General features: G+C 56.3%; 18 protein-coding genes, 1 tRNA gene and 1 pseudogene. 11 read left to right on the top strand and 9 right to left on the bottom strand.

All coding sequences use genetic code 11. The features are described 5' to 3' along the window. The first annotated feature begins 159 nt into the window (after positions 1-159). The 9 genes and pseudogenes from BSF79_RS09740 to BSF79_RS09700 all read left to right on the top strand — a co-directional run bounded on the left by BSF79_RS09740 (position 160) and on the right by BSF79_RS09700 (position 12505). Positions 160-3150, top strand: a complete 2991-nt coding sequence (locus BSF79_RS09740; protein WP_090269689.1) for a tetratricopeptide repeat protein — start codon at positions 160-162, stop codon at positions 3148-3150. Then, entirely contained in the window at positions 3143-5068 is a 1926-nt protein-coding gene (locus BSF79_RS09735) for a hypothetical protein (protein WP_090269688.1), read from the top strand. Before BSF79_RS09740 ends, BSF79_RS09735 begins: the two co-directional genes overlap by 8 nt. A gap of 73 nt (positions 5069-5141) precedes the next feature. Then, a complete protein-coding gene (locus BSF79_RS09730; protein WP_090269687.1) occupies positions 5142-5936 on the top strand; it encodes a hypothetical protein in 795 nt (264 codons plus the stop codon). 301 nt (positions 5937-6237) lie between these two features. Next, positions 6238-7129 (top strand): annotated as a pseudogene (locus BSF79_RS09725) (transposase). A 199-nt stretch (positions 7130-7328) separates the two neighbouring features. After that, positions 7329-8057: a hypothetical protein gene (locus BSF79_RS09720; protein WP_139246419.1), complete on the top strand. Its 729-nt coding sequence runs from the start codon at positions 7329-7331 to the stop codon at positions 8055-8057. A gap of 124 nt (positions 8058-8181) precedes the next feature. Further along, the gene (locus BSF79_RS09715) at positions 8182-10152 is read left to right on the top strand and encodes a tyrosine-type recombinase/integrase (protein ID WP_090269685.1); all 1971 of its coding nucleotides are present in this window, start codon (positions 8182-8184) and stop codon (positions 10150-10152) included. Further along, complete coding sequence (locus BSF79_RS09710) at positions 10149-11609, top strand: hypothetical protein (RefSeq protein ID WP_139246418.1); 1461 nt, start codon at positions 10149-10151, stop codon at positions 11607-11609. Before BSF79_RS09715 ends, BSF79_RS09710 begins: the two co-directional genes overlap by 4 nt. 1 nt (position 11610) lies before the next feature. Beyond that, a complete protein-coding gene (locus BSF79_RS09705; protein WP_090269683.1) occupies positions 11611-12252 on the top strand; it encodes a hypothetical protein in 642 nt (213 codons plus the stop codon). 34 nt (positions 12253-12286) lie between these two features. Continuing rightward, a complete protein-coding gene (locus BSF79_RS09700) occupies positions 12287-12505 on the top strand; it encodes a hypothetical protein (RefSeq protein WP_090269682.1) in 219 nt (72 codons plus the stop codon). A gap of 709 nt (positions 12506-13214) precedes the next feature. Here BSF79_RS09700 and BSF79_RS09695 read toward each other — a convergent pair. After that, entirely contained in the window at positions 13215-13460 is a 246-nt protein-coding gene (locus BSF79_RS09695; RefSeq protein ID WP_090269681.1) for a hypothetical protein, read from the bottom strand. Between the two features lie 730 nt (positions 13461-14190). On the opposite strand from BSF79_RS09695, the gene BSF79_RS09690 reads away from it, so the two are divergent. Continuing rightward, positions 14191-14265: transfer RNA gene (locus tag BSF79_RS09690), tRNA-Phe, on the top strand. A 471-nt stretch (positions 14266-14736) separates the two neighbouring features. Continuing rightward, a complete protein-coding gene (rpiB, locus tag BSF79_RS09680) occupies positions 14737-15186 on the top strand; it encodes a ribose 5-phosphate isomerase B (RefSeq protein ID WP_090269679.1) in 450 nt (149 codons plus the stop codon). 321 nt (positions 15187-15507) lie between these two features. Here the strand turns inward: rpiB and BSF79_RS09675 are convergent, their stop codons facing one another. From BSF79_RS09675 to BSF79_RS09645, 8 genes are all read right to left on the bottom strand, one after another. Further along, positions 15508-15741, bottom strand: a complete 234-nt coding sequence (locus BSF79_RS09675) for a hypothetical protein (protein WP_090269678.1) — start codon at positions 15739-15741, stop codon at positions 15508-15510. 114 nt (positions 15742-15855) lie between these two features. After that, positions 15856-17259: a UDP-N-acetylmuramoyl-L-alanine--D-glutamate ligase gene (gene murD, locus BSF79_RS09670; RefSeq protein WP_090269677.1), complete on the bottom strand. Its 1404-nt coding sequence runs from the start codon at positions 17257-17259 to the stop codon at positions 15856-15858. Positions 17260-17391: 132 nt separating this feature from the next. Then, positions 17392-19071, bottom strand: coding sequence for an AarF/UbiB family protein (locus tag BSF79_RS09665; protein ID WP_090269676.1), 1680 nt, complete (start codon positions 19069-19071; stop codon positions 17392-17394). Further along, a complete protein-coding gene (locus BSF79_RS09660; protein ID WP_090269675.1) occupies positions 19071-19766 on the bottom strand; it encodes a DUF6781 family protein in 696 nt (231 codons plus the stop codon). The genes BSF79_RS09665 and BSF79_RS09660 overlap by 1 nt, the downstream gene beginning before the upstream one ends. Next, positions 19691-20083, bottom strand: a complete 393-nt coding sequence (locus BSF79_RS19460; protein WP_139246417.1) for a hypothetical protein — start codon at positions 20081-20083, stop codon at positions 19691-19693. The genes BSF79_RS09660 and BSF79_RS19460 overlap by 76 nt, the downstream gene beginning before the upstream one ends. A gap of 125 nt (positions 20084-20208) precedes the next feature. Continuing rightward, a complete protein-coding gene (mraY, locus tag BSF79_RS09655; protein ID WP_090269674.1) occupies positions 20209-21291 on the bottom strand; it encodes a phospho-N-acetylmuramoyl-pentapeptide-transferase in 1083 nt (360 codons plus the stop codon). 3 nt (positions 21292-21294) lie between these two features. Next, complete coding sequence (locus BSF79_RS09650) at positions 21295-22740, bottom strand: UDP-N-acetylmuramoyl-tripeptide--D-alanyl-D-alanine ligase (protein ID WP_090269673.1); 1446 nt, start codon at positions 22738-22740, stop codon at positions 21295-21297. Then, positions 22737-24221 carry a UDP-N-acetylmuramoyl-L-alanyl-D-glutamate--2,6-diaminopimelate ligase gene (locus BSF79_RS09645; protein ID WP_090269672.1) on the bottom strand — a complete coding sequence of 495 codons (1485 nt, stop codon included), beginning with the start codon at positions 24219-24221 and terminating at the stop codon, positions 22737-22739. The genes BSF79_RS09650 and BSF79_RS09645 overlap by 4 nt, the downstream gene beginning before the upstream one ends. Positions 24222-24226: the final 5 nt, after the last annotated feature.

Raw genomic sequence — 24226 nt, 5'->3', positions numbered from 1 at the left:
TGATCTGTTCATCCGTAAATCGTGCCTTCATTTGTCCGTCCTTTTGTTGGGCGGACTCTACACAAATTTGGAGGAGTTTTAGGGGCTCAGGTCAATGCCTTCAAAACCACTGTTCCTTTCGTTCGACAACAGTTCCCGCTTTGGGATGATCCGGAGTCCATGAAGAAGCGAAAAACCGCATCAGGTTTCTTCAAACGTGCAAAAGATGCCGCAGCAGAATTTGGGTTGGACGCTCAGCATACATACGAAAACTATGCACTTTGGGTGGAGCTTCATGACCCGAACGACGATGAGGCTGCGCGCAAGCGTCTGACCTTGTTACTTGGCGACGCAGAAACTGCAATCCATTACATCCCACTTGGTCTTGGCTTTGGTCTAAACGTTGACCGCGATAGAGTTGAGCACGTTCTTTCACGCCAAGAAGCAAGATTCCCTGGAGGAAACTTTGAAGTGGCTCTCTCTCGGTTTGTCATGGCCAACTCCACCGGTGATCCCGAAGTGGCATTGACGTATTATCAAACTCACCGAAAGGTGATTGAGACGCATCTAAATCCAGAGGCATATTTGGAATTTGAAGTTCAGGCCTGCGTCCAAGCTGGACGTATCGAACCTGCCAGGGACGCAATAGAGAAAAATTCCGAAAAACTAAGTGCGAGTCAAAAAGACCGTTTCGAGCTGATCATTGCACAAGGTAAAGAGGGGCCGGGCATAGGTGACTTGGAAGCAACATATTCCGAGGTGCCTTCAACAGCAAACTTAGCACATCTTGTCGAGCAACTTGGTCAGCAAGGTTACTCGGATCGTTACTTCGAACTCGCCCGAAAACTTGTTGTAGATACACGGTCAAAGACTGAGACCGAGCGTGTTGTTAGGTTTCTTTTCGCAAACGGCAGGCATGAAGAGGTGGAAATTGTCCTTTCGGAAGCTTCAGAATTGGTTCAATCGTCCCTTGAGCTTCGCTTTGCTTCCGCCTGGACGCAGTTTCGAAATGGAAATTTTGAAAAAGCTCTTAAGGCCGTTGTTCAGCTTCGGAAAGAGCGCGAGGAGCAAAACGTCCGCAACTTGCACCAGAACCTTTTGATTGCTTCAGGGCGTTGGGAGGAGTTGACAGCTTTTGTCGAAGAGGAATGGCAAAACCGAGAGTATCGCACCCCTGATGAGCTTCATGCGCTCGCACAGCTATCTGGAGCGATAGACAGCCCTCGACTTGGCGGACTGCTTGAAGCAGCCGCAAAAGCTGGGGAAGACGATCCGGGTATTTTGCTGGGGTGCTATATGACAGCTTCTGAAAGAGGGTTGGAAGACGGCCCGGAAGTTTTCGGTTGGCTTGATAGAGCTTCTAAGTTGTCTGGCGAAGACGGTCCTGTCCAAAAAAAGTCCATTGAGGACGTTGCTAACGAGATGCCAGATTGGAATGAGCATGTAGAGGAAGTTTGGGAGAGTTACCGGAAGGGTGAAATGCCGCTTTCGATGGTGGCGGCCCAACTACGAAGATCGTCGCTGGAAATGCAGGTTTCTTCTATTGTCTTGAACCGAAAGCAATCTGACCCTCGCAAGCGCAGCGTCTTTTCTGCGTTTAGCGGCGTGCGTGGCGAAGTTGAGGTCGACTTGAAACGCATCGGTCTTGAAAGCACCGCTCTCGTGACACTCGCCAGCCTGAATGTCCTTGAAGACGTGATGCGGCAATATGACGAGGTACTCATACCGCATTCAACGCTCGGTTGGCTTTTCAGCGAACGCCGCAAACTGGCTTTCCATCAACCGAGTCGAGTCAAGGACGCCAGAGCATTGTTGACCGCGCTCACAACCGGGAAGGTGCATGAATACACCGCATCATTGGCTCCCGATGCTGGGTTGGCGACTTTTGTCGATACGGAGCTGGCCGAAATGCTCACTTCCGCCAAGGCGGATGACAGCCAAGCCAAAACAATCGTGGTCAGAAGCGCGCCAGTTCATAAAATTGGGTCCCTTATGGATGAGACCGTCGACCTCAGTGACTATAATGCCTGCCTATGCAGCTGTCAGGCTGTGATTGATAAAATGGCTAACCTTGGCCTTCTGATGCCCGAGGACGAACAGCAGGCACGCATTTTCCTCGAACGTAGTGAGCAACGTTGGCCTGATGAACTTCAGGTTGAAGACGGGGCAAAGCTTTTCTTGGATGACCTATCGGTCTCGTATTTTCAAACTACTAAATTATTAACGAGTCTCGCTGATGCTGGGTTCAAGGTTTTTGTTCCCAAGAGGGCAATACAAGTGGCGAACGCACTGGTCGAGATGGATGGTCATGGGGAGGACTTTGAGCGGATCATTGAAGGTATTAGAAAAGCCCTAAGCGTGGGGATTTCCCAGGGAAAAGTTCACGTTGACAAGATTTTTAGCGATGACGATCTGAAGTCACACCCAAACGTCGCGGTGCTACAGCTTGCTGGGCAGGTTGAAGGACTTGTCAGTGACGACCGTTACCTAAACCAATACCAACATGTGGGTGAAAACGGCGCCCAAATGCCGATTTTAACATCCCTCGATCTCCTTGCCGACTTAAACCAAAAGGGAACACTTTCGAATGAAAAGTTGAGGCATTGCCGATCCTTTTTACGGCGAGCAGGCTATCTGCTTTTTCCAACTTGTAAGGATGAATTGCTTCAATTTCTGGAGAACACACAAGTCAAAAATTCAACTTTGGTCGAAACCGCTGATCTGAAGGCGTTCCGAGAAAATATCCTTCTGACACTAATGCGCGGCTGGTTGGTTTTGACCAAGGAAATGACTTGGTTTGAGAATTTCCGAAATAACTTGATCTCTGCTTTAGTCATGCAATGGAAACCAGGAATAGACGATGACGTGGCACGCATTCGCTCACGTTGGATATTTCAACTTCTCGATCTCCGAAATTGGGCGGGTTCGATCACTGAGAATGATGGCTCTGGATTCGCTCAAAGCGGTTGGGGAATTGTGTGCAACAGTCTGGCTCTTCGGCACCTTGATATTGAAGACGCAGATGCTGCGGACAGGTATTCGCGTTGGTTGAAGGAGGAGGTGTTCGACGTTCTTCAGTCTTCAGACCCAGAGATTTACGAATGGCTTATCAATTCGCTCGGGCAAATGCTTTTATCCAGAGTGGATTCCGGGGGTGAATTCGATGGATAAAGATGTAAATTTGGAAATCACTGAACCGGCAGAAAGTTCCGTTCTGCTCGGGATTCTCCCAATGTTCCTGCGTCGAAAACTGGTCGACGAACGCAATTTTCGACAGAAGATAGGCTTTGAGGCTGAGGAGCTTGTTACTTACGGAGAAAACATCGTGTTCACCCGATCACTGTTCTTCGAAAGAGTGAGCGAAGCCCTTAACGTCGAAGGCAGTCAATCGGAGATCATAGATCAAGCGGGCAGCAAGTGGTTTCTGTCACGCGAACAAATTTCCAGCGACAGGGTCGTCTTAAAAATTGCGAACGATAGCGAAAGTTTTTTCGCCGCAGAGTTCTTTGTTTTCCTACCAGATGCCTCCGAAAGACTAAGGGAACTTGATATTATTTTGAATGAACACGGGTTCCCTCCGACTGGCCTAAGCGAATGGCGTGCCCTGTTGATGGAACGAACCTTGACGTCTGATGAATTGGAAGAATTCTCTCATGACATCATGAATACGCCGTTTGCCTTTCTCAAGGCGTTCAGGCAGAAAATCGAGAGCACGAACGTCAGCGCTGAAGACATGGTTCCCAAGGACATCGAGTATTTTGAGAACCTGAGTGGTAAGGGCGATCTAAGCACTCTTCCTGATTTGGTGAGTGCTGTGATTTCAGGGGTGATTGAAGACTACTTGGCCTGGGATGATGAAGAGGGCCCTCGAATGGCTCTTCTACTGTGCAGCCATCCTTCGATCAGCAATGAAATTGCGATATCTGGTATCAAAGAACAGCAGCTAATTGAATTGGCTGAATGGGCGAGGGATTATGGCGATGTCTTCTCGAAAGTTGGGGCCGTAGAAGTCGCCTTGCCCGTCGCTCACAGTTTACCCGAACTGGCGAGAATACTGGACGAGATCGTCCAACAAATCATCGCTCTTGATCCGGATGACAAATCTGGGCCTCTTCAACTGATGATGAGCTTCATTGTGCTTGTTGAAAGCGAGGTCAGCAGAACACGTGTTCTTAGGCACTGGCCTCCATTTCGGAGACGTCTGGCTACATTCTCACACGCAGCCATATTGGCGAGAGAAGCCGAGAACAGAATCGATGTTGAATATCTTTCTGCGTGGATAATGGAGAAGCACGGGCATCGTTTCTATCTTAAAAACCTGATAGATTTGCGTGCTGAGCCTCGTTGGCTCCCTGACTATGTTAGCCCTTCACAACTGAAACAGGAGCTTCTTGGAAGGCTGTATAATGCCGTGGGGAGCGTGTCGGAAGGTCTTCCTGAAGGGCCACTTCGCGTCTCCCTCGATCCACAGAACCCTGAAAGCAAGTTCAATCGGGCGCGGACGATAAAAAGCTCTTTTCCAGGCCCTCTTGAAGGATCAGAATTGTCGCTTCGAAACCCAATTCCCAATGAATTGGAGAACGCACTGGATGAAAGCCTATCGTGTGGTGTGTTAACAGCTAAAAGCGTCACCGTGCTGATAAACACCACTGGTCTCTTTCGGGTTGGGAGTGGAAAAGCCGAGAAAGCCGTAGAATTGGTAAGGGCAAGCAATTTTCGCTTTGCAGAAAATATGGATGATGCGGAAAAGTTTTCGTTTGTTCATGGCCTTGCGGAGGTCGCAAGCCGCCTTCGAAGTCAAGGCCTCGCGAGAAGTGTGCGGGCGGTGGCACGCTCACATCGAGATGAACCCAGTGTTGAGAGGCGATACAGTGAGGAAGTAATCGTTTGTTTGGTCGCGGCTGGCGCGTTTGAAGAGTTCGATGCATGGAGCGAGTTTTTGGGCAGCTGGCTAAAAGAGCTATGTTTCAATGTGAGCAAAGGTGACGCAGCTGAACTGGAAGCTTCTTTAGAGATGATTTGTTCTATCGAACCACGCCTCCGTACCGAGCTCGGACCGGGGCTGGCTGCACTTGCTTCAATACGCTGAACAACTTTTTGAGTTTCAAAGTGAGCTCGGAGTGGCTCTGTTTTTTACCCTTACCGAATTGGGAGTTAGCTGTATGACTATCGAGTTGGAGGATGATGTTCTGAAAGGCTTCGAGAAATTTCGGTTGAGCCACAAGGATCGCGCCCTTTTCTTCATGGAAAACGAACGCGATTTCGAAGCACAACTCTATGCCATACGGGGTGCGTTAGAGCGTAACAAAGAAGCTGAGGCAAAGGCTGCCGAAAATATCCAGCACATGCGCGAGGAAATCGATCTTCTTGACCCAGAAGACGATAGAAATGCGGAACACCTCATTGACCATCTCACAGACATGTTTCACGAGTCCGTTTACTTCGATGCTGCGCATTCTATGGCTGCTGTCGGTATGTTGGCCCCATTCATGGAATCCCTCTTCGTGGCATTGTTTGAGGCGCTTCGGGAGAAAAACGAGCCTGATTTAGACGCTGACCCACGGAGGAAGGGTTTTCAGGACCCCTATTGGAACCCACAGTTAATAATCAAAAAGGGTGAAATGGGAACTGATCTCGTTCGAGGGATCAAGGAACTGGCAAAGTTCGTGGGGTTGGAAGAATTCCTGCCCAATAGGTATGAGGAAATACTGACAGCCCTATTCGCATATAGGAACAATATGTTTCACAATGGATTTGAATGGCCACTTGAGAAGGTCGAAAAGTTCCGCAGTAGGATGCAAAACAAGCATTGGCCGGAAGCTTGGTTTGAGCATTCTGCAAAAAATGACGTGCCTTGGATATACTACATGAGCGAGGAGTTCATTCAGTGTTGCCTGACGTTGGTAGACCAATTGTTAGACGGTGTTGGAAAGTATTTAGAGGCGTGTGAAACGTAGAAATCTTCTTTGGCGTTAAGTTATTTTCACGAACATTTGGCTTACACTTTCTCGACAGGGTCTCAATCTTGCCAGAAGCTACGGCAACCCCGCCATAAAAAAGATGAACGGCGGCTTCACCGCATCAACTTGAGCAACCTTGCAAGCGCAGCGAATGGCCGCTTTCCGCCCAGTTTTATCAAGTTGGTCCCGAACAAGTCGCAAGCGTCTGAATTCGTTCGGTGATCCCGGCAAAACTGTAGCAGGAAATTGCAGGGTTTCGTATGATGGGTGCGGAAACCTTGCCAATTCCGGAGCCGCGATAAAGCCTCATCCCCGCATTGAAGAGCAGGACGATCTCTTGCTTCCCCTTCTGACTGACATGATCGATCTTAAGCACGAATTGGCGACACTGGAAAAGCTGATCGACTGGGAGGTCTTCGAGACGGGATGGGCCGGTTTCTTTCCCTCCACCCGCCACATCGCCGCGCTTGGTCGCGGGTCTGCAGTATCTCCAACACGCCTATCGTCTGTCCGACGAAACTGTCATCGCCCGATGGGTTGAAACCCCGTACTACCAGCACTTCACCGGCGAGACATTCTTCCAGCACCGCCCGCCGATCGATCCGTCCTCGTTGACCCACTGGCGTAAGCGGATTGGCGAAGAAGGGGCCGAGTGGCTGCTAACCAAGACGATCGAGGCTGCCCTGCACGAATCCGAGGTCGATTGCATCTCGAAAGGAAAAGCGCGCAAGCGGTATGAATTCGGTACCAAAGTGAGCCTGGCAACCACCATCGACGAAGGCTTCGCCGTCGGCATGCGCGCTCTGCCGGGCAACCCTTACGATGGCCACACCCTGCCTGAGGCGCTGAAGCAGGTCGAAATCCTGACCGGCCGGACCCCTGCTTTGGCCGTCGTGGACCGCGGATACCGCAGACACGGCGTGTCAGCGACGCAGGTCCAGGTCAGTGGCATGCGCCGAGGCCTGACCTCGACCCCGAAACGGCTGCTACGACGGCACAGCGCCATCGAGCCTGAAATCGGTCACATGAAGACCGACGGCCACCTGTCACGTTGCCCGCTGAAGAGCACGTCCGGCGACGCGATCTTCGCCGTCCTTTGCGGCTGCGGCCACAACATCCGTAAGATCCTCGCCCACCTCAGGGCTTTGTTGACCCTCATCTTGGCCGCATTCCGCGCCGCCGGTATGTAAGCAAACAGGCCAGCAAACTGCTATCTCGTCGACGGATCAGGTTGTTCAGCCTGAACTATCAAGGTGTCAGGCTCATCCCAGATCTCTGATAGCCGTTTTTACATGATATTGAATTGTTTTCCCATAATCGATCTATTTTGCGGTGTAGCATTTTGCCTATGCAGCCATTGTCACCAGTTCCTCCGAAAGGAGCTAACAAATGGCAAAACAAATATGCGGCGTTTTGGGGAGAACCCCTGACGAGGATATAACAACCATTGCCTTGGCAGGGCATTTGGGCATTTCCCGAAATACAGTGCCTGCGATTGCCGCAAAATTTGCACTGACGAAATGGGACAACAGATTTCGAAAGTACGATGTGTTCCGCCAAATCCACGGGCTGGAACCCTTGTTGATGGAGGCTGCGTTGGCCAACTTCAAAACGGCACACACTTGCAGCATAGGCGATGATACCAGCTGCGCCGCTGACCCCATCGGCCGTATCTGCTTAATCGATGAACTCGCGGGCATAAGTAATCTGGTCACTGAAATTTGGGATCAGGGCCTGATCCATATCGCCGATCTCGCAGCAGAATATGGCTATGCCTATGACACTTTTCGGAAGAAGCTGAAGGCGGGGGATATCAATCTACCGCCCATCAAACCGATTGAGTTGTCACCAAGTCGCATCATGTATCGCCCACTTGATGTCGTCCTATGGCGGCGCCACGGCATCGTTATGAATCTCCCAAAGGCGGTCACACTGTCATCAGGCTCTGATGTCCATTCACTGTCAGAGCCCGGCGATCAGACCTCCGCAGTGGCTCCTCCATCAGATGCCATGACAAGCGCAGTCTTTGCCACAGCCATAGCGGCGACAGACGAGAAAAGCGGTTTGGGCCAACCCACTGCACATTCCCCGGACGGGCTGCACAACACGCGGCCATAAGCGAAACCCCCGCCACTTTGGGGGGTAGCTAAAATGATTGGAGTATCGCTTCGCCTGCACAAAAAGCGGCCAATATGCCCAAAAAGCGGTTTTTAAGCCGCCCCATTCAACCACTAAGGACACTATGACCCACACAGATCAAACCACCCCGCACGCTGCCGTTTTCAGTGCCAACACGCCCCCCTCAACTGAGGCTATCGCTCTATCGCCGGGCAGCAAACTTGCCCATGGCAACGGCCAGCCAGCCGATTTCCAAGAAGTCCTGGACTGGACTGCGACGAACAAGCCACATGACCTGCAGCACCTCAAGGTTTTCCTCGATAAATGGGGCTATGGCCCCGCACATCTGCTCACGCTTTCCAGCGATGCTCCAGACAGTTACCCCCCTGCCCCTTCAGCTTACGCAAGCCTGCTGGATTGGTTCGATGCATCCTTCCCTAAATCAGCTAAAAACATCCATCCGCGTCTGGACCTTGGCGTATCACTTACACGCTATAGGAAAGTCCGCGAAGGTGTTCGACGCTCTCTTCGGGGAAGCATGGGGGCATTTGAAGCGCGAGCCGAACGCAATGCACTGCAGGATGGCTGGGCGGAGGTTCTTGCTCTTCTCCACCCGCTTACTCTAAATGATGGACCGCTCGACAAACGCAGCTTCAGCCTGCTGAAAACTTTTGCTGATATTGCGCGCCGCGCTGCTTTGGAGCCTTGGCAACTCATCGAGCCAATGTTCGACGAGCTCCAGGAGGCTTTCATCAACTCGAATGAGCGGGAGCTGACAAAAAGAGCCTTCAGGACGCTCAATGAATGGAATGGGCTTGTCGATTTCGGCGATCTATTACCCGAGGAGCCCATCCCGGCCCTTCCTGCACGACGCATGTCTTATACGCTGCCAGACCACATGGAGGCCCGCATTGAAGAACTGGTGACAATCGCTGCCACGCGGGTCGATATCAATACGAGCAAGGTCCACAACAAGGTCACCCAAGACACGATAAAAGCCTATCGCGCAGCCATGCGCTATCACCTTAAACTCCTGCCCTACTGTCCACCAGATCCCGCCACGGCCTATGACAGGCCAGTGGCCAATTTTGAGAACATAAACGACATCGATGCATTATTCGCGCCAGAACATATCTCGGCGACGATCAGAGCGACAGAAGACCGTGAACACCTGCCATCCGCGGTCCAAGCCAGTTCTGCCCTGGGCTATTACAAGACTATACGTCTGATCTTGGAAAGGAACGCTGACACCTTCGACCCTGAAATCGCAGCAGAAATATCTCGCCGTATCAAGTCGAGTGACTACTTTAAGGATGCCGGCCGGGATGAAATGCCCGAGCACATTCAGGCTTGGTGCCGGGATCTCGTGAATGATCTGCAGAAGGAGCGGAGGTTCCACAATCTGCATCGTACCTTTCAGGCAAAGGCACAGAAGATCATGGAGACCGCACTTGATAGAAAAAACAAATTCGATCCCGATCAACTTGATGATAACGATCGCGCCCGCCTAATCAGACTGGGCGTATGCGCCGGTGTCTGCGCGATCGTTCTCACGGGGCGGCCATTGCGTCTTAGAAATGCGATTTGGTTGCGCCACCGTGGCCGCCGGGCCAATATCAACCCTGATAATGGCTGGGAGTTCTTCATCCCAGCCGAAGAAGCAAAAGCTTGTGTGAAGATCCCTGAATTGAAGCCGCGCATTGATCGGCACGGGCCAGCTGTTCTGAATTGGTATCTCAAATTCATCCGCCCGCTGATCGACCCCCAGAACAAGAGCATCTACCTTTTCCCTGCAATTCGAACAGTCGGTGGTCGCCTTAATCCATCAACCTTTCGAACGTGGTTTCAATCAGCCGCAAATGATGCCGGTGTGCCGATGACATTTCACCGGTTCCGCCACGGGTTTGCCAGCATATTGGTCCGGATGGGAGAACCCATGCGCAACATTGCAGACATGCTCGGTAACACCGAAGCGATCTGCAGTAAGCGCTACGCGTTTTTAGACCCTGATCGCAGCGCCCAGATTGCTCAGGACACAATGGCAAAAGCTGCGGACGCCGCTGAAATCACACTCAGAAAGAAAGCGCGCACATGAGCCCTCGTATCCGCGCCATCCTATCAAAGCCCCACATGGCTGGGGTCGCACAATTGCCGAAGATCACTTGTGTCACGGCAGCAGAGCTCGAAGCACTGGAACCTTTTGTCGGGTTCTGTGCGCATCATCGGGTTTCGGCCCCAACCGCCATCGACATGCGAGCATTTCTGACGCTGGCCACTCCAGCCAAGCCTTCAGATGACAGCCGAAATCAGGTATGGTTCAAAAACCCGCTGAAACAAATGGATCTTCTTGAGAGAGTCTTGCGCAAGCTCGATTTCAGCACTGATTTGATCGTTTCTGCCACCTCAGTACAAGAGGAATTCCGACACCAAGGTGCTTTTCGAGGGCACAATCATGGTGCCCGTCGTAGATATGCCAGGAGTGTCTCAGTGCCCGTCGAGAACCTTCCAGTAGCTTGGCAAAAAACTCTGCGCAAATTGCGCTGTGACCAAACCTTCGCCCTGTCTATCCTTGATCGCATGGAGCAAAGGCTTGGAATGTTCGCTTGGTCGGCGGAACAGGCTGGTCATCCAGCAGATCTTCAGAACCCAGACGCAGAATGCGCCTTTTACGATGACCTGATAGCCCGTTCGACAGCTAAGGCCATTAGGGACGGCGAAGATCAGAATTCGGCCCAGCCAAGATGGGCCTACTTGCGCGGCGCAGCCGAGGAAATAAGACGGTTCGCCACCCATCACGGCGTGTCGCCCCAAGATACGGAGAGGTTTGACCGTAACTATCGCGGATTCAGCTTGCTCGAAGAGAGGCAGGCCCCACTCAAAATGTTCACTGCTCTTCAAGCCCCTACGCTGCCTGTTACACTGGCCAATGCCCGCATTCAGCTCGAAAACGCCAACGCCACCGCCAACCCTTCCCACCGACACCAACGACGCTTGAAGGCCTGTGCCATCGGTATCACGGTTGCTTGCCCGCCGCGTGCCCGTGATGTGGTTGATCGAATGTTTTGGGGAGACGGTGTCTTTTACCGCGCTGAGACGGACAACTATGCGTTCGATTATAATCAATCAAAGGTCGGGCATGAGTTAAAAATTGGCTTTCGACCGAGCTTCAACATATTCTTCAATGCGTTGCTTCTGGGCGATAACGATCCACGCTACCTGCCGCAGATGCGAGACCAAGCGATAGCTCAACGGCGCCCGATATTCACGCGATACGACGGTGAACCCGTCGCTTATGGGTGGTTCGGGCGCGCTTGGGACGAAGCCATCGGATCATCAAGCCACTTGGCGCGCACATTGCTGCAAACTTTCCTCGCTGATCTTGGCGAACCCGGCCTTGCCTATGGAAGAGATGCCATAGGCCACCGCGGTCACCGCCACCTTTCCAAATACCGTGATGAGAACGCGAAGAAGATTTCGGCCGCAAACGCTGCGAGTGCTTTTTCTGCTCGCGCTGAAACCCTTTCACCAGACGACATATCGGACCTAATTTGACATGAGATACGCAGCACAAACCGCTGAAGCGAATAATTCTTTCGAACTTGGACAGGCCTCCATCTCTTTGTGTGGTCATCATAAAACCATTGAAACATTTCGCGATGTTGAAAATGCACTCAGTGCCACAGCAAGGGCCAGCACGCCGAGCATCGCTGATTGGGCACACCGGGCAATAGATTTCCGGATTTTGGAACGCTTATTGGGGGATCTTGACCACCCCGTCGAGGCCTTCAAAACTCTGCTCCCCGATGATTGGTCTGATATCTCTGAAGAAATTAGAGATCGGATCCCCAGCAACGCCCGGAACAATCACATGCGTCTGGTCGCTAAGTTCAAGCGGGCAATCGGTTTTTATCGGCCGGACCTTGATCCATGGTCAGCTTTGCAAGTGCTCGCGGACATAGAGATGGCGAAGACATCACCTTCTTTGGGACGTGTAAAGGCACTTGCCAAAGAAGGGGATTTGAGGCCGGTAGAGATGAACAACATATGGATCGAGCAACAACTCACCGACTTGGCACAGCAAAACGAAGCCGAAATCCGCGGCATTTTCCTTTTCCTTGTTAGGCTGTCAAAAAAGCCAGCAGTACAAACCTCAGGCCTCCTACAGGGGGATCTCAGGCTCCCCCCCAACCAATAGACAGAAACGCCGCTCAACCGAACTTCCCGGATGGTTGCAAACCATCTATGACAAAGTCGACCGCCCGACCCAAAATGCCTTGGACCGGATCTGGCTCACTATTGAACGTCTCAATCTCACCGCTAAGAACCCTCGGGACATCCTTGCCTTGATGGACGCAGAAAAACTGACGCACGACACAGCGAACCAGGTCGAGCCCATCAAGAAAAATACATGGAAAATTTACGCGCAAAAAGCCCGAAAGGCTTTGTGAGACGGGCAGCGAACACACCTGCTCAATCGCCCCCGCCACGGGCAACCGAGAAAGCACCGGCAAGCAAGGAAGCCCCTGGTCTCAGATGTGCATAGCGGGTGATATTATTGAGGGCGTATGGCCTATAGATGAGCCACCTGATGCGGTGACCGCTGGGAGGTCAGGCCCATCAGATCAAGCAGCCCCTGCGTGTCCTTCTATATGCTATTGCCCGTCGTGCGTCCACGGTACGCCGCAGGTGGCTGGCAAGCGTGACGATCCTGATCGCTTCTCCGGTATCCTCTAAGGCGACGTTCCGTTAGTGTGTGAGGGTTCTTGTAAGAACAAACAATACCAGTGAACCGATGCAAGCGACTCCCGCTTGGCCTCCTTCTGGCCGGTACCCGCAGAAGCCCGTTGTCCTTGTGGAATGCTCTGCGGGTCATCGGCACGCCAAGATCGCCCTCTGGAAAACCGGCTGCTTAACACTTTGCGGCCAAGGTGCCGTTCACTCCCAACCGATCATCTACTCCATCCGTCTGGTTGTTGAGGCTTTCAGCAGTCCAAAATTGGAAACCAATTTTTCAGACCACTCTCAGTCCATCGGCAGTTCGCCCTACAGTTTCTTGAAAGTCCTCCTCGTCCTCGCTCAACGCAAGATACGTGGGCAAAGCACAATTTACACAGACGATATAACACTCTCTGTATCACCGCCCTAATTGAGAAGATATTACTTTACTTCGATTAGGATGGTGCCCTCTGGCAACGCAGATTGCGCGGTTTTCGTCGCCACTGCAATAACCTCTTCAGCGCTATCACCGCTTCGGGTGAAAGCCAAACCGACCAAGCCGCGCGCGCCGAGACCAACCACAGCATCTTCGCAACCTGCCTCGAAAAGTGCATCAAGGATTGCGTCCTGATCCAGGTCCTTCCGAGGAAGCCCGAAAACCAAATCAAACTCGAACTGCTGCCCCATCGCCTAAATCCTTCCGCTTCTTGCAGCCATGTGCATTGAGTAACGCGAGATCACTACAATCCGTACCCTCTTGCTACTCCATTGCTACTTGACAAAAGGTGCCATTTTTAGCAATTAAAAACAATAACTTATAAAATGTAGGTCCAATCCATCATCGGGGCCACGCTCAGACGGGCGCTTCGATATGAATTTTGTCTATTATTTACAGCCACTTAGATGACTCCAGATTTCAACACCGCACCTTCTATCACACAAAACGAGCAGAAATGAGCCACAATATACAGTTGGAACAACAAAAGTTGTTTCAAAATGTTGTGTGTTGTTCCGTATTGTCCTTCCCATCCTAGATGGGACGGATTGCGATTGTCCGATTGGAGTACGTCTAGTCGCTATCGCTTGTTCGAGCTTGCGCAGACAGAATACGCTCGCCCCATTCATCGTCTTCACCGAAGGTAAGCATGCATCGCTTTCCCCTCGTCATGCGAAGACACGGATGATCCGCGCGATGGCAGCCCTCGCGGCGCGCCTCTATATATGCGCCGCGCGACACTCTTGATACGGGCGCGTAAAATGGCACTGGGGATTTATGGAAACCCAAGCGGTTTCACTCCGCTTTTTCCGTTTTCCCTTACATCTTCATGTACCAACTGATTTTTTTGACAAAAGCCTCTGGACAGCCCCGCAGCGCTCGCCTAGAACGCTGAAATCCGAACGCAAGCCGTTCACCCGTGCCTGGGTAGCTCAGGGGTAGAGCAGTGGATTGAAAATCCTCGTGTCGGTGGTTCGATTCCGCCCCCGGGCACCACTTCACCAAGTGGATATGGACGTAGTTTCGTTTACAAACACAGTGTTGTGGTTGTTTGATGGATCGAAATAACACAAAATTCTTTGTATTGCTCACATTTCACTCCCCTCCGGGAGCGCCGCCATATCGAGGCCAGAGCTCAAACTCGCTCACTTCGTGCTGGCACTTCAAGGGGGTGAAAAAGGGCGCCGTTGCTGTTTCAAGCCGCTCAAACCTGATGCGTTCTGACCTGCGCTCTTGGGTCCGCGCGCCCCCTATCGCAATGGCCGCTTTCAGCCCACCATCCGCGATGCCCGTAGGTATGCCCACCCGCCTAATCTTGCGCGCGTGGTCAATCCAGACGATTGCGAAGATAGACGTCAACGAGGCATATGCTACTATTCGAGACCCGGAAAAACCGACGAAACAAAGCGCACCTGATCCAACGTGGCCAAACCGCCCACTTATCTTAGCAAACAGGACAACTTTTCCATGACTGCCAGCAAACGCATCGTCCTCTCCAGCGACCACGCCGCCATTGAGCTGCGGCAGGCCATTGCCGCCCATATCGCGGCGCTCGGCTGGGAGGCGGTCGACATCGGACCGACGACGACGGAGAGCACACATTATCCAAAGCACGGCCAAGCTGCGGCGCGCCACGTCGCCTCTGGCGATTGTCAGTTTGGCATCGTCCTCTGTGGCACCGGCCAGGGCATCATGATGGCGGCGAACAAGGTAAAGGGCATCCGTTGCGGCGTTTGCGTCGATACTTTCTCGGCCCGCATGATCCGCCAGCACAACGATGCCAACATGCTCTCAATCGGTGTGCGCGTGGTGGGCGAAGGGCTGGCGCTTGATATCGTGGATGCGTTCCTGACCGCCCATTTCGAGGGCGGTCGGCATGCGACGCGGGTCGAGATGATTGAGGCGCTGGAGGGGTAACGCCTTTCTTCGCGTCGCATTGGGCGAATACGCGTCAGAGATGTTCATATGCCGCCGTCGGTATCAACGTTGAACAGCACCACTGTCGCGCACAGCCGACATTCAGGGTGATTTGCACCCGCGTGGATTTCTGCGAGGGCGCGTTCAAGTTGGGACACGGATATGCGACGTGGTCCTGACACCCGACGGCCAGAGCTGGCGGCGGTGTTGAGGCCAGCGTCCGGCAAGCCCCGCGCCGGACGTGCCAATGACGCGGGGCTGGGGGCGCTGCCCCCGTCGCCTGACGGCGACTCCCCCGGAGTATTTTCATCAGAAAGAAACTCAGGGGCAGGTGACGTCGATCGCGGCAGAAGAAATATTGCTGGCCAGCATGGTATTGAGGGGGATCACTCCCAGCAGCGGTTCGCGACTGGTCGTCTGCTGGATCATCGCCGCCCCGACCGTATCCAACCGCAATCGCCAGAGATCTGAGGGCTTGAATTGTGGCTTGCGAAACCCGACAAAAACCACACCCCGATTGCCGCTGACCGTCGCGCGCTGCACGTCTACACTCATGCCCTCATAGCGCAGGGCCTTGCGCTTGTAGGTCTTCGATCCCGCCTCTGCCGTCCCGGCCAGAGCCAGCCCAAGGCAGACCGCAACACCTATATTCTACGAATACCGAACCTCTTATGCCGTTACCGCCGCGCGCACGCGGGTGGTGAAATCATCGCCGCGCTGCTCGAAGTTGTCATATTGGTCAAAGCTTGCCGCCGCAGGCGCCAATAGCACGGTTTCGCCCGGCTGTGCTTCGGCCACGGCACGCGTCACTGCGGCCTCCATCGTGGTGCAAACCTCGGCTTCCACGCCCTCGAGTTGCATGGCGAACTGCGCCGCTTCGCGCCCGATCACATAGGCTTTGACCACCGAGCCCAGCGCGTCTTGCAAGCCCGCCAGCCCGCCCTCTTTCTCGAGCCCGCCACAGATCCAGCGGATATTCTGAAACGCCAGCAGCGCCTTGGCGGCACTGTCCACATTCGTCGCCTTGCTGTCGTTGACATACCGCACACCCGCCGCCTCGACCACGGTCTGACTGCGATGCGGCAGGCCGCCGAAGCTGGCAAAGGCCGCCTCGATCACCTTGGGCGCCAATCCCAGCGTCCGGCACGCGGCATAGGCCGCACAGGCGTTTTGATGGTTGTGCGCGCCCGGCAACCCGGTCATGTCGCGCAGATCAATTGACCCCGCCTGCCGCCCCTTGCGGTACTCGCTCAGAAACCCCTTGCGCGCGAACACCTGCCACCCCGGTCCGCTCAACTTGCGCGCGACGGACACGCGGATCACCCGGTCATCGCCCAGCCCCTCGGACAGCTGATTGGCCAGATATTGCCCCTCGGCCTCGTCCACACCGATCACCGCGCGGTCCGGGCCGCCTTCGGCAAACAGCCGCCGCTTGGCCGCGAAATAGCCGCCCATGCCGCCGTGCCGGTCCAGATGGTCGGGGCTGAGGTTGGTGAACACCGCCACATCCGGTGTCAAAGCCCGCGCCAGATCGGTCTGATAGCTTGACAGCTCCAGCACCACCACGCCGCCCTCGTCCGGCGGATCAATGTCCAGAACCCCGCGCCCGATATTGCCGGCCAACTGCACCGGCTTGCCCGCCTGCTCGAGCACATGCGCAATCAGGGCCGAGGTGGTGGATTTCCCGTTCGAGCCCGTCACCGCAACCACCCGTGGCGGCGCGTCGAACTCGTCCCATTCGCCCCCGGCCAGTGAACGGAAGAACAGCCCGATGTCATTGTCCACCGGCACGCCCGCCTCCCACGCCAGCGCGACCACCTTGTTCGGTGCCGGATAGAGGTGCGGAATACCAGGGCTGACAATCAGCGCGGCCACATCCTCGAACGCGCCCGCCCGGCTCAGGTCACTGATCGTGAACCCCTCGGCCTCGGCCTTGTCACGCGCGGCGCTGTTGTCGTCCCAGCACAGGGCCTCGGCCTCGCCCGCCCGCAAACTGCGCGCAGTCGCAAGACCAGAGCGCCCCAACCCCAGAACCGCCACCTTGCGCCCTTCAAATCCCCGAACCGGTATCATGCCATCCCCCAATGCGGATTAAATCGCCCAAACCGCTACCTGATCCGCCTGACCTTGACCAGAGCCCACGCAAGTGCCCCCCTGCCCGGCGCATGACGGAAACGACCACGCACAGGGCCGCGCCTGATCGGGCTAGCCTTTGCCGCTGCGCCAGATGGAATACATCAGCCAGACACCACCGACCACAGCCCCAAAGAACCCCATCATCGCAAAGACCGACACCGCCACCGGCAACTCGATCCCCGAAACGGTCATGACGATCGACGATCCCATCGTCAGCGCCGCGATCACGATCCCGATGGTGATCCGCGTGATCGACCGGTCCAACCGGGTCAGAAAATTATCCATCTGCTGCACTTCGATGCCCAGCTTTATTTTTCCCTGTTGCACGGAATGTATCAGGGTTTTCAGATCTTTCGGCAGATGCGCCATCAGATCAACGCCGTCCGCCAGGCCCTTTCCGGTCAGCCTGACCAGCTCTTTTGGCGAAAACCGTTGCAATATGAGCCGGTGTAAAAAGGGCTCTGCGGCGCTCGCCATGTCAAAATCGGGGTCAAGCTGCCGCCCCATCCCTTCGAGCGAGGTAAAAGCCTTGATCAGAAGCGTCAGATCAGGCGGCAGCGCAAGGTCGTGCTCGCGCATGATCCCGACCAGATCCAGCGCCAGCGCTGACAGGTTAAGCGATTTCAGCGGAACGCCGTGGACACGTTCGATAAACCCCTCGATCCGCTCCTCCAGCTGCTGATTTTCAGTCAAAGATGCGTTCGCCCATTTCAGCAATATCTCTGTCACCGCTTCGGGATCACGCTGAACCACCCCGGACAGCAGATCCACCAACTCATCCCGGCGGCGGCGCGACAGATGCCCGACCATCCCGAAATCAATGAAAACGAGCTGCTCATCCGGCAGATAGAACACGTTTCCGGGGTGCGGGTCGGCATGAAAGAACCGGTCCTCCAGCATCATCGTCAGCACCGCTTCGGCGCCGCGTGCCGCAATCAGCCTGAGGTCAAGCCCAGCCGCCCGCGCCGCCGTCAGGTCGCTTCCGGCAATGCCCGACACGAACTCCTGCACGTTCATCGCCTCGTTGGTCCAGTCCCAGTACACACGGGGCACGCGGATGTGCGGCACGTCACGGAAATTATTCGCGATCCGCTCGGCATTGTGGCACTCGTTGGCCAGATCCAGCTCGGTGCGGATAGATTTGGCAAATTCGGTAATGATTTCCTCGGGGCGGAACCGGTGCGCATCTTCGAATTCCGCAGCGACGAAATGGGCAATATGCATCAGCAACCGCAGATCCGCCTCGATCACCCGGCGCACGCCCGGCCGCCGGATCTTGAGCACAACCGCCTCGCCCGACAGCAGCCGCGCCCGGTGCACCTGCGCAATCGAGCCGGCCGCCAGCGGGGTCTTGTCAATCTCGGCGAAAACCTCTGTCAGGCGATAGCCCAGATCGGCTTCGACCTCTGCCACAAGCGCCTCATAGGGCAAGGTTGCAACCTTGTCGTGCAGCGTTTCAAGCTCGGCGATATAGTCGGGCGGCAGCATGTCGATCCGGGTCGACAGGATCTGCCCAAGCTTGACAAAGGTCGGCCCCATCTCCTCCAACACGCAGCGCAGACGCTCCGCCGGGGAAAGATGCGCAGTGTCGGGCGCCTCCTTGCCACGCAGAATACGCCCCGCCTTGGATGCCGCGTTTTCAAGACCGAAACGCTGCACCAGATCGCCAAATCCATATCGGATCAGTGTCGCCGAAATCTCGGCAAGTCGCTTGAGGTCATGCGGCGACCCAAAGGCGTTCAGAACCATTAAGCATCTTTCTGTTTGGGCTTTTCGTCATCTTTGTCCTGTTCTTGCGACGGTGCAAGACTGTCAGACAAGCCCGCCAGAATGCCACTGCCGATCGACGCAACGGTGGCCATGCCGGTGCGCGCTGACCGCCCGAGATCGGACAGATGTGGCCGGTGCGGCAGATGCCCCTGTAGCGCCTCAAGCGACGCACGTATGGATTTCCCGGTATCGGCGCTAGACCGCTCCACATGCGTGACAAGATCCTTGAACAACGCGTGCGACGCCTTCCTGCCGCTTTTTACCAGGTCGCGCAGAACCTCCAGATACATCTTGTCCAGTGCCACCAGATCGTCAGCCGCCTGTTTCAGGTCAGTCTCGGAAAACGCCTCGACGCGCCCGGTGGCCTCTTCCAGCGCCAGCTTCGAGGCATGAGTGGCCCGGCTCAACGCGTCATCAATGCCCGCCGACGCCTGTTTCAGGGCATCGGTCGTCTCCACCCCGCTTTCCGAAGCGCCGTCCGCAGCCTCGTCCAGCACCACCTCGATGACCTCTTTCACATTCTCGCGCGACAGCGGCCGACTGCTCAGCGCCCGAACAACAACATCCCGCACCGCCTCTTGAATACGATCGCCCTCAATCAGGGCCGCATGTGTGTCGCTGCGCAAGGCCGGTACATCCAGCCCCTGTTCGATTTTGTCTGAAGTTTCGTCCATTTCAGCCCCCAAGGTTGATCATGCATGACATTGCAGATCGAGCTTATTGCGAAACCTCCCTTCTGCAATTGATCCATGTCATCCAGCCGCACCGCGACATGACAAACACCCGCGCCTTCCCCCCAAAGCGCGCCCCGTGACCAGAGCCCAAACCCCGCCACTACTCCCCCGCCGCTTTGGGTGTTGCGGCTGCCGCCGGTGATCTCGTTTCGGGTTTTGGGGCCAGCAGCCCGAAACTGCCGCCACGCGATCCAAACACCCAACACCGCGACCAGCCCGACAATCGCCTGCCAATAGTCCCACACCGAACCTTGCATACCGACACCCCCTTGCAATCAGAAGTGTCGTATCAGGTGGCGGGAAATTCACAATAAATTGCCGCACCTGCGATATGCATGTGATGTGCATGCTGTGTGCATGTCGTGTGTCCCCCGAAAATCCGTTACCGGACCTTCAGCGTCGCCAGCCCGACCATGGCCAGAATAAGCGCGATGATCCAGAAGCGGATCACGATCTGCGGCTCGGCCCAGCCCTTTTTTTCATAGTGATGGTGGATCGGCGCCATCAGGAAAACCCGCTTGCCGGTGCGTTTGAAGTACAGCACCTGAATGATCACGCTCAGGGCCTCGACCACGAACAAGCCGCCGACAATCGCCAGCACGATCTCGTGCTTCGTCGCCACCGCAATCGCCCCCAGCGCCCCGCCCAAAGCCAGCGATCCGGTGTCGCCCATGAACACCGCAGCAGGCGGCGCGTTGTACCACAGGAACCCAAGGCCACCGCCCACAAGCCCCGCTACGAAAACAAGAATTTCCCCTGTGCCCGGCACGTAATGCACATCCAGATACTCGGTGAAATCGACCCGGCCCACGGCATAGGCGATCACCCCCAACGTGGCCGAGGCGATCATCACCGGCATGATCGCCAGCCCGTCCAGCCCGTCTGTCAGGTTCACCGCATTGGCCGATCCGACGATCACGATCATCGCAAACGGCACGAACAAATAGCCCAGGTTGATCAACGTATCCTTGAACACCGGCAGCGCCAGTTTGTACTGCAGCCCCTCGGGATGGTACTGCGCCGCCCAATAGCCCGCGATGCCCGCGATCAAAAAACCCAGCCCCAGCCGCACACGACCCGATACACCCTTGGTGTTCTGCTTGGACACTTTGGCGAAATCATCGGCAAACCCGATTGCCGCAAACGACATCGTGACGAAAAGAACCAGCCAAACAAAGGGGTTATCCAGCCGCGCCCACAGCAAAGTCGAGGTCAGAAGCGCCCCCACAATCAGCAACCCGCCCATGGTCGGCGTGCCCGCCTTGACGAAATGCCCCTCGGGGCCGTCATCACGGATTGGCTGCCCCTTGCCCTGTGTCTTGCGCAGAACATTGATCAAGGGCTGACCGAAGATGAAGCCGAACACCAGCGCCGTCATGAACGCCCCGCCGGAACGGAAAGTGATATAGCGGAACAGGTTGAAGAAATCCCCGCCGTCCGAAAGCCCGGTTAACCAATATAGCATATTTTACGCGGTCCCTTTGTCTGTCTGGGGCGCGCCATGGCCCAGTTTTCGAATGGCGTCAACAACCTGACTGACCTTGCTGCCCTTGGACCCCTTCACCAGCACCACATCCCCGGCGTCAATCAGCCGATGCGCCCGTGCGGCCATCTTGCCTGCGGTTTCCGTCCAGTCCCCGCGCAGCCCCAGCGGCAGACGCGACCAAAGCCGGTGCATCCGCGGGCCGACACAATGCACCGTGCTCAACTCGGCCATGAAGGGCAGATCGGCTAGCGCCTCGTGCAGCGCCATCTCGTCGGGGCCCAGTTCCAGCATATCGCCCAGCACGGCAATCCGCCGACCTTTGGACACGCGCCCGATCCCATCCACCGGGCGGGCAGCCGCCAGAACCTCCAAGGATGCGGCCATCGAGGTCGGGTTGGCGTTGAATGCGTCGTCGATCAGATCCAGAAACTGATCCTCCATCACCGAATCCAGCAGCAGCCTTTCGCGCTGCCCCCTGCCCGCAGGTGGTGCCCAGCGCGCCAGATCCGCAGCCGCCATGGTTGGGTCCAGTCGCAGCGCATGGACCACCGCCAAAACCCCCATCGCGTTAACCGCAAAATGTCGGCCCGCCGCCATGATCTTGAACAAAATCGGACTGCGCCAGCGCCGCCCCTGCGCCACGGTCACATCATCGACCAACGACAGATCAGTCAGCCGGTGGTGATTGCGCGGGGCCTCTCCGAACGTAATGATCCGGGCCCCATGCTCTCGCGCGGCGGCCTCCAGAATGGGGGCGGTGGGCAGATCGCCGTTGGTCACGGCCACGCCGCGTGGCTCCAGCCCGTCAAAGATCGCGGCCTTTTCGGTCGCAATGCCTTCGATGCTGTCGAACGCTTCCAGATGAGCCGCCGCCACAGTGGTGATCATCGCCACATGCGGCCGCGCCATCCGGGCCAACGGCGCAATCTCTCCGGGGTGGTTCATACCGATTTCGATCACGGCAAACTGCGTGTCTGCGGGCATCCGCGCCAACGTCAGCGGCACGCCCCAGTGGTTGTTATAGCTGGCCTCGGCAGCGTGGGTGCGGCCCTGCCCCGACAGCACAGTGCGCAGCATTTCCTTGGTCGAGGTTTTGCCAACCGAGCCGGTCACAGCGATCACTTTGGCCTTGGTTCTGGCACGGGCTGCGCGGCCAAGCGCCTCTAGCCCCTCCAGAACATCCGACACAATCAGCAAAGGCGCATCCTCGGCCACGCCCTTGGGGCGGTGGCTGACCAGTGCTGCCCCGGCGCCGTGGGCAAGCGCCTGCGCCACAAAATCGTGCCCATCACGGGCGGCTTTGAGCGCGACAAACAGATCGCCCTCTTGCAGGGTGCGGGTGTCGATCGACACCCCGTCGACCTGCCAATCGCCAACGGCCTGTCCCCCGGTTGCAGCAGCGGCCTCGGCTGCGGTCCACAAGCTCATGCCAATCCTCCGTCCAGCGCCGCCACCGCAACGCTGGCCTGTTCCACATCGTCAAACGGGAACACGTCGTCACCGACTGTCTGCCCGCTTTCATGGCCTTTGCCCGCGATCAGCAAAGCGTCGCCTGGTCCCAGCGCATCAACGCCGCGCAGGATCGCCTCGGCGCGGTCGCCCACTTCGCTGGCCTCGGGGCAGCCCAACATCACTGCCTGCCGGATCACGGCCGGGTCCTCCGAGCGCGGGTTGTCGTCGGTCACAATCACCAGATCAGCATTTTCCGCCGCCGCCTGCCCCATCAGTGGGCGTTTGGTGGTGTCACGATCGCCGCCTGCCCCCACGATTGCCACCAGGCGCCCCATCACATGCGGGCGCAACGCCTTCAGCGCCGTGGCCACGGCATCGGGCGTGTGGGCGTAATCAACAAACACCGCCGCGCCATTGGCCCGCGTCGCGGCCAACTGCATCCGACCGCGCACAGTGCCCAGATGTGGCAGGGTTTCGAACACCCGCGCGGAGTCTTCGCCACAGCCGATCACCAACCCGGCGGCCAGCAGCACGTTTTCGGCCTGAAAGCCGCCGATCAGTGGCAGGCGCACGTTGTGAGCCTTGCCATGGAAGGAAAAGCGCACCTCTTGCCCAGTGGCATCAAACCGCTGTGCCAACAACCGCAGGTCGGCGCGTGGCGCGCGGCCCACGCCGATCACCTGCTGTCCGCGGTCCAGCGCGATCGCGGCCATATCCTGACCACGCGGATCGTCGATATTGATCACCGCCACGCCCTCTTCCGGCAACACCCGGGCAAACAGCCCGGCCTTGGCCGCGAAATATTCGTCAAACGTGGCGTGGTAATCCAGATGGTCCTGGGTGAAGTTGGTGAATCCCGCCGCCGTCAGCTGTACCCCGTCCAACCGCCGCTGCGACAGCCCGTGGCTTGAGGCCTCCATTGCCGCGTGGGTCACACCCGCATCCGCACAGGCACGCAAGATGCGGTGCAGGGTAATCGGTTCAGGCGTGGTGTGTGCAAGCGGTGCTTCATAGGCGCCCTCGACCCCGGTGGTGCCCAGATTAACGGCAGCATGGCCCAGTTCGGTCCAGATATGGCGGGTAAAGGTGGCCACAGAGGTTTTGCCATTGGTGCCGGTCACCGCCACCATCGTGGCAGGCTGCGCGCCAAACCACAGCGCCGCCGCACCGGCCAGCGCCTGACGCGGGTCTTCGGCCACGATCAGCGCGGCAGAGCTTGCGGCCAGTTCCGCCGCCGCGATCCGCGCGCCCGCCGCGTCCGTCAGGATCGCCGCTGCGCCCATCCGCAAAGCATATTGAATAAATTCGCCTCCGTGCACCTTGGTGCCCGGCAAGGCGGCAAACAGAAACCCGTCCTTGACCAACCGACTGTCCACGGCCAACCCGGTGATCTGCACCATGCGCCCCGATTGCGCCGTCAGGCCCAGCTCGCCCAGTGTTTTGACCTGCCCTGACATCTGCC

Source organism: Thalassovita taeanensis (genome assembly GCF_900110775.1).
GTDB lineage: Bacteria > Pseudomonadota > Alphaproteobacteria > Rhodobacterales > Rhodobacteraceae > Litorimicrobium > Litorimicrobium taeanense.
The sequence above is the reverse complement of the archived record's forward strand: the minus strand, read 5'-3'. Positions and strand labels throughout refer to the sequence as shown.

Coding starts and splice junctions, on each gene's coding strand:
- murD (WP_090269677.1), bottom strand. CDS start 17,259: ATGATACCGGTTCGGGGATTTGAAGGGCGCAAGGTGGCGGTTCTGGGG.
- rpiB (WP_090269679.1), top strand. CDS start 14,737: ATGACTGCCAGCAAACGCATCGTCCTCTCCAGCGACCACGCCGCCATT.
- BSF79_RS09730 (WP_090269687.1), top strand. CDS start 5,142: ATGACTATCGAGTTGGAGGATGATGTTCTGAAAGGCTTCGAGAAATTT.
- mraY (WP_090269674.1), bottom strand. CDS start 21,291: ATGCTATATTGGTTAACCGGGCTTTCGGACGGCGGGGATTTCTTCAAC.
- BSF79_RS09735 (WP_090269688.1), top strand. CDS start 3,143: ATGGATAAAGATGTAAATTTGGAAATCACTGAACCGGCAGAAAGTTCC.
- BSF79_RS09740 (WP_090269689.1), top strand. CDS start 160: ATGAAGAAGCGAAAAACCGCATCAGGTTTCTTCAAACGTGCAAAAGAT.
- BSF79_RS09705 (WP_090269683.1), top strand. CDS start 11,611: ATGAGATACGCAGCACAAACCGCTGAAGCGAATAATTCTTTCGAACTT.
- BSF79_RS09720 (WP_139246419.1), top strand. CDS start 7,329: ATGGCAAAACAAATATGCGGCGTTTTGGGGAGAACCCCTGACGAGGAT.
- BSF79_RS19460 (WP_139246417.1), bottom strand. CDS start 20,083: ATGCAAGGTTCGGTGTGGGACTATTGGCAGGCGATTGTCGGGCTGGTC.
- BSF79_RS09695 (WP_090269681.1), bottom strand. CDS start 13,460: ATGGGGCAGCAGTTCGAGTTTGATTTGGTTTTCGGGCTTCCTCGGAAG.
- BSF79_RS09665 (WP_090269676.1), bottom strand. CDS start 19,071: ATGGTTCTGAACGCCTTTGGGTCGCCGCATGACCTCAAGCGACTTGCC.
- BSF79_RS09660 (WP_090269675.1), bottom strand. CDS start 19,766: ATGGACGAAACTTCAGACAAAATCGAACAGGGGCTGGATGTACCGGCC.
- BSF79_RS09710 (WP_139246418.1), top strand. CDS start 10,149: ATGAGCCCTCGTATCCGCGCCATCCTATCAAAGCCCCACATGGCTGGG.
- BSF79_RS09675 (WP_090269678.1), bottom strand. CDS start 15,741: ATGAGTGTAGACGTGCAGCGCGCGACGGTCAGCGGCAATCGGGGTGTG.
- BSF79_RS09645 (WP_090269672.1), bottom strand. CDS start 24,221: ATGTCAGGGCAGGTCAAAACACTGGGCGAGCTGGGCCTGACGGCGCAA.
- BSF79_RS09650 (WP_090269673.1), bottom strand. CDS start 22,740: ATGAGCTTGTGGACCGCAGCCGAGGCCGCTGCTGCAACCGGGGGACAG.
- BSF79_RS09715 (WP_090269685.1), top strand. CDS start 8,182: ATGACCCACACAGATCAAACCACCCCGCACGCTGCCGTTTTCAGTGCC.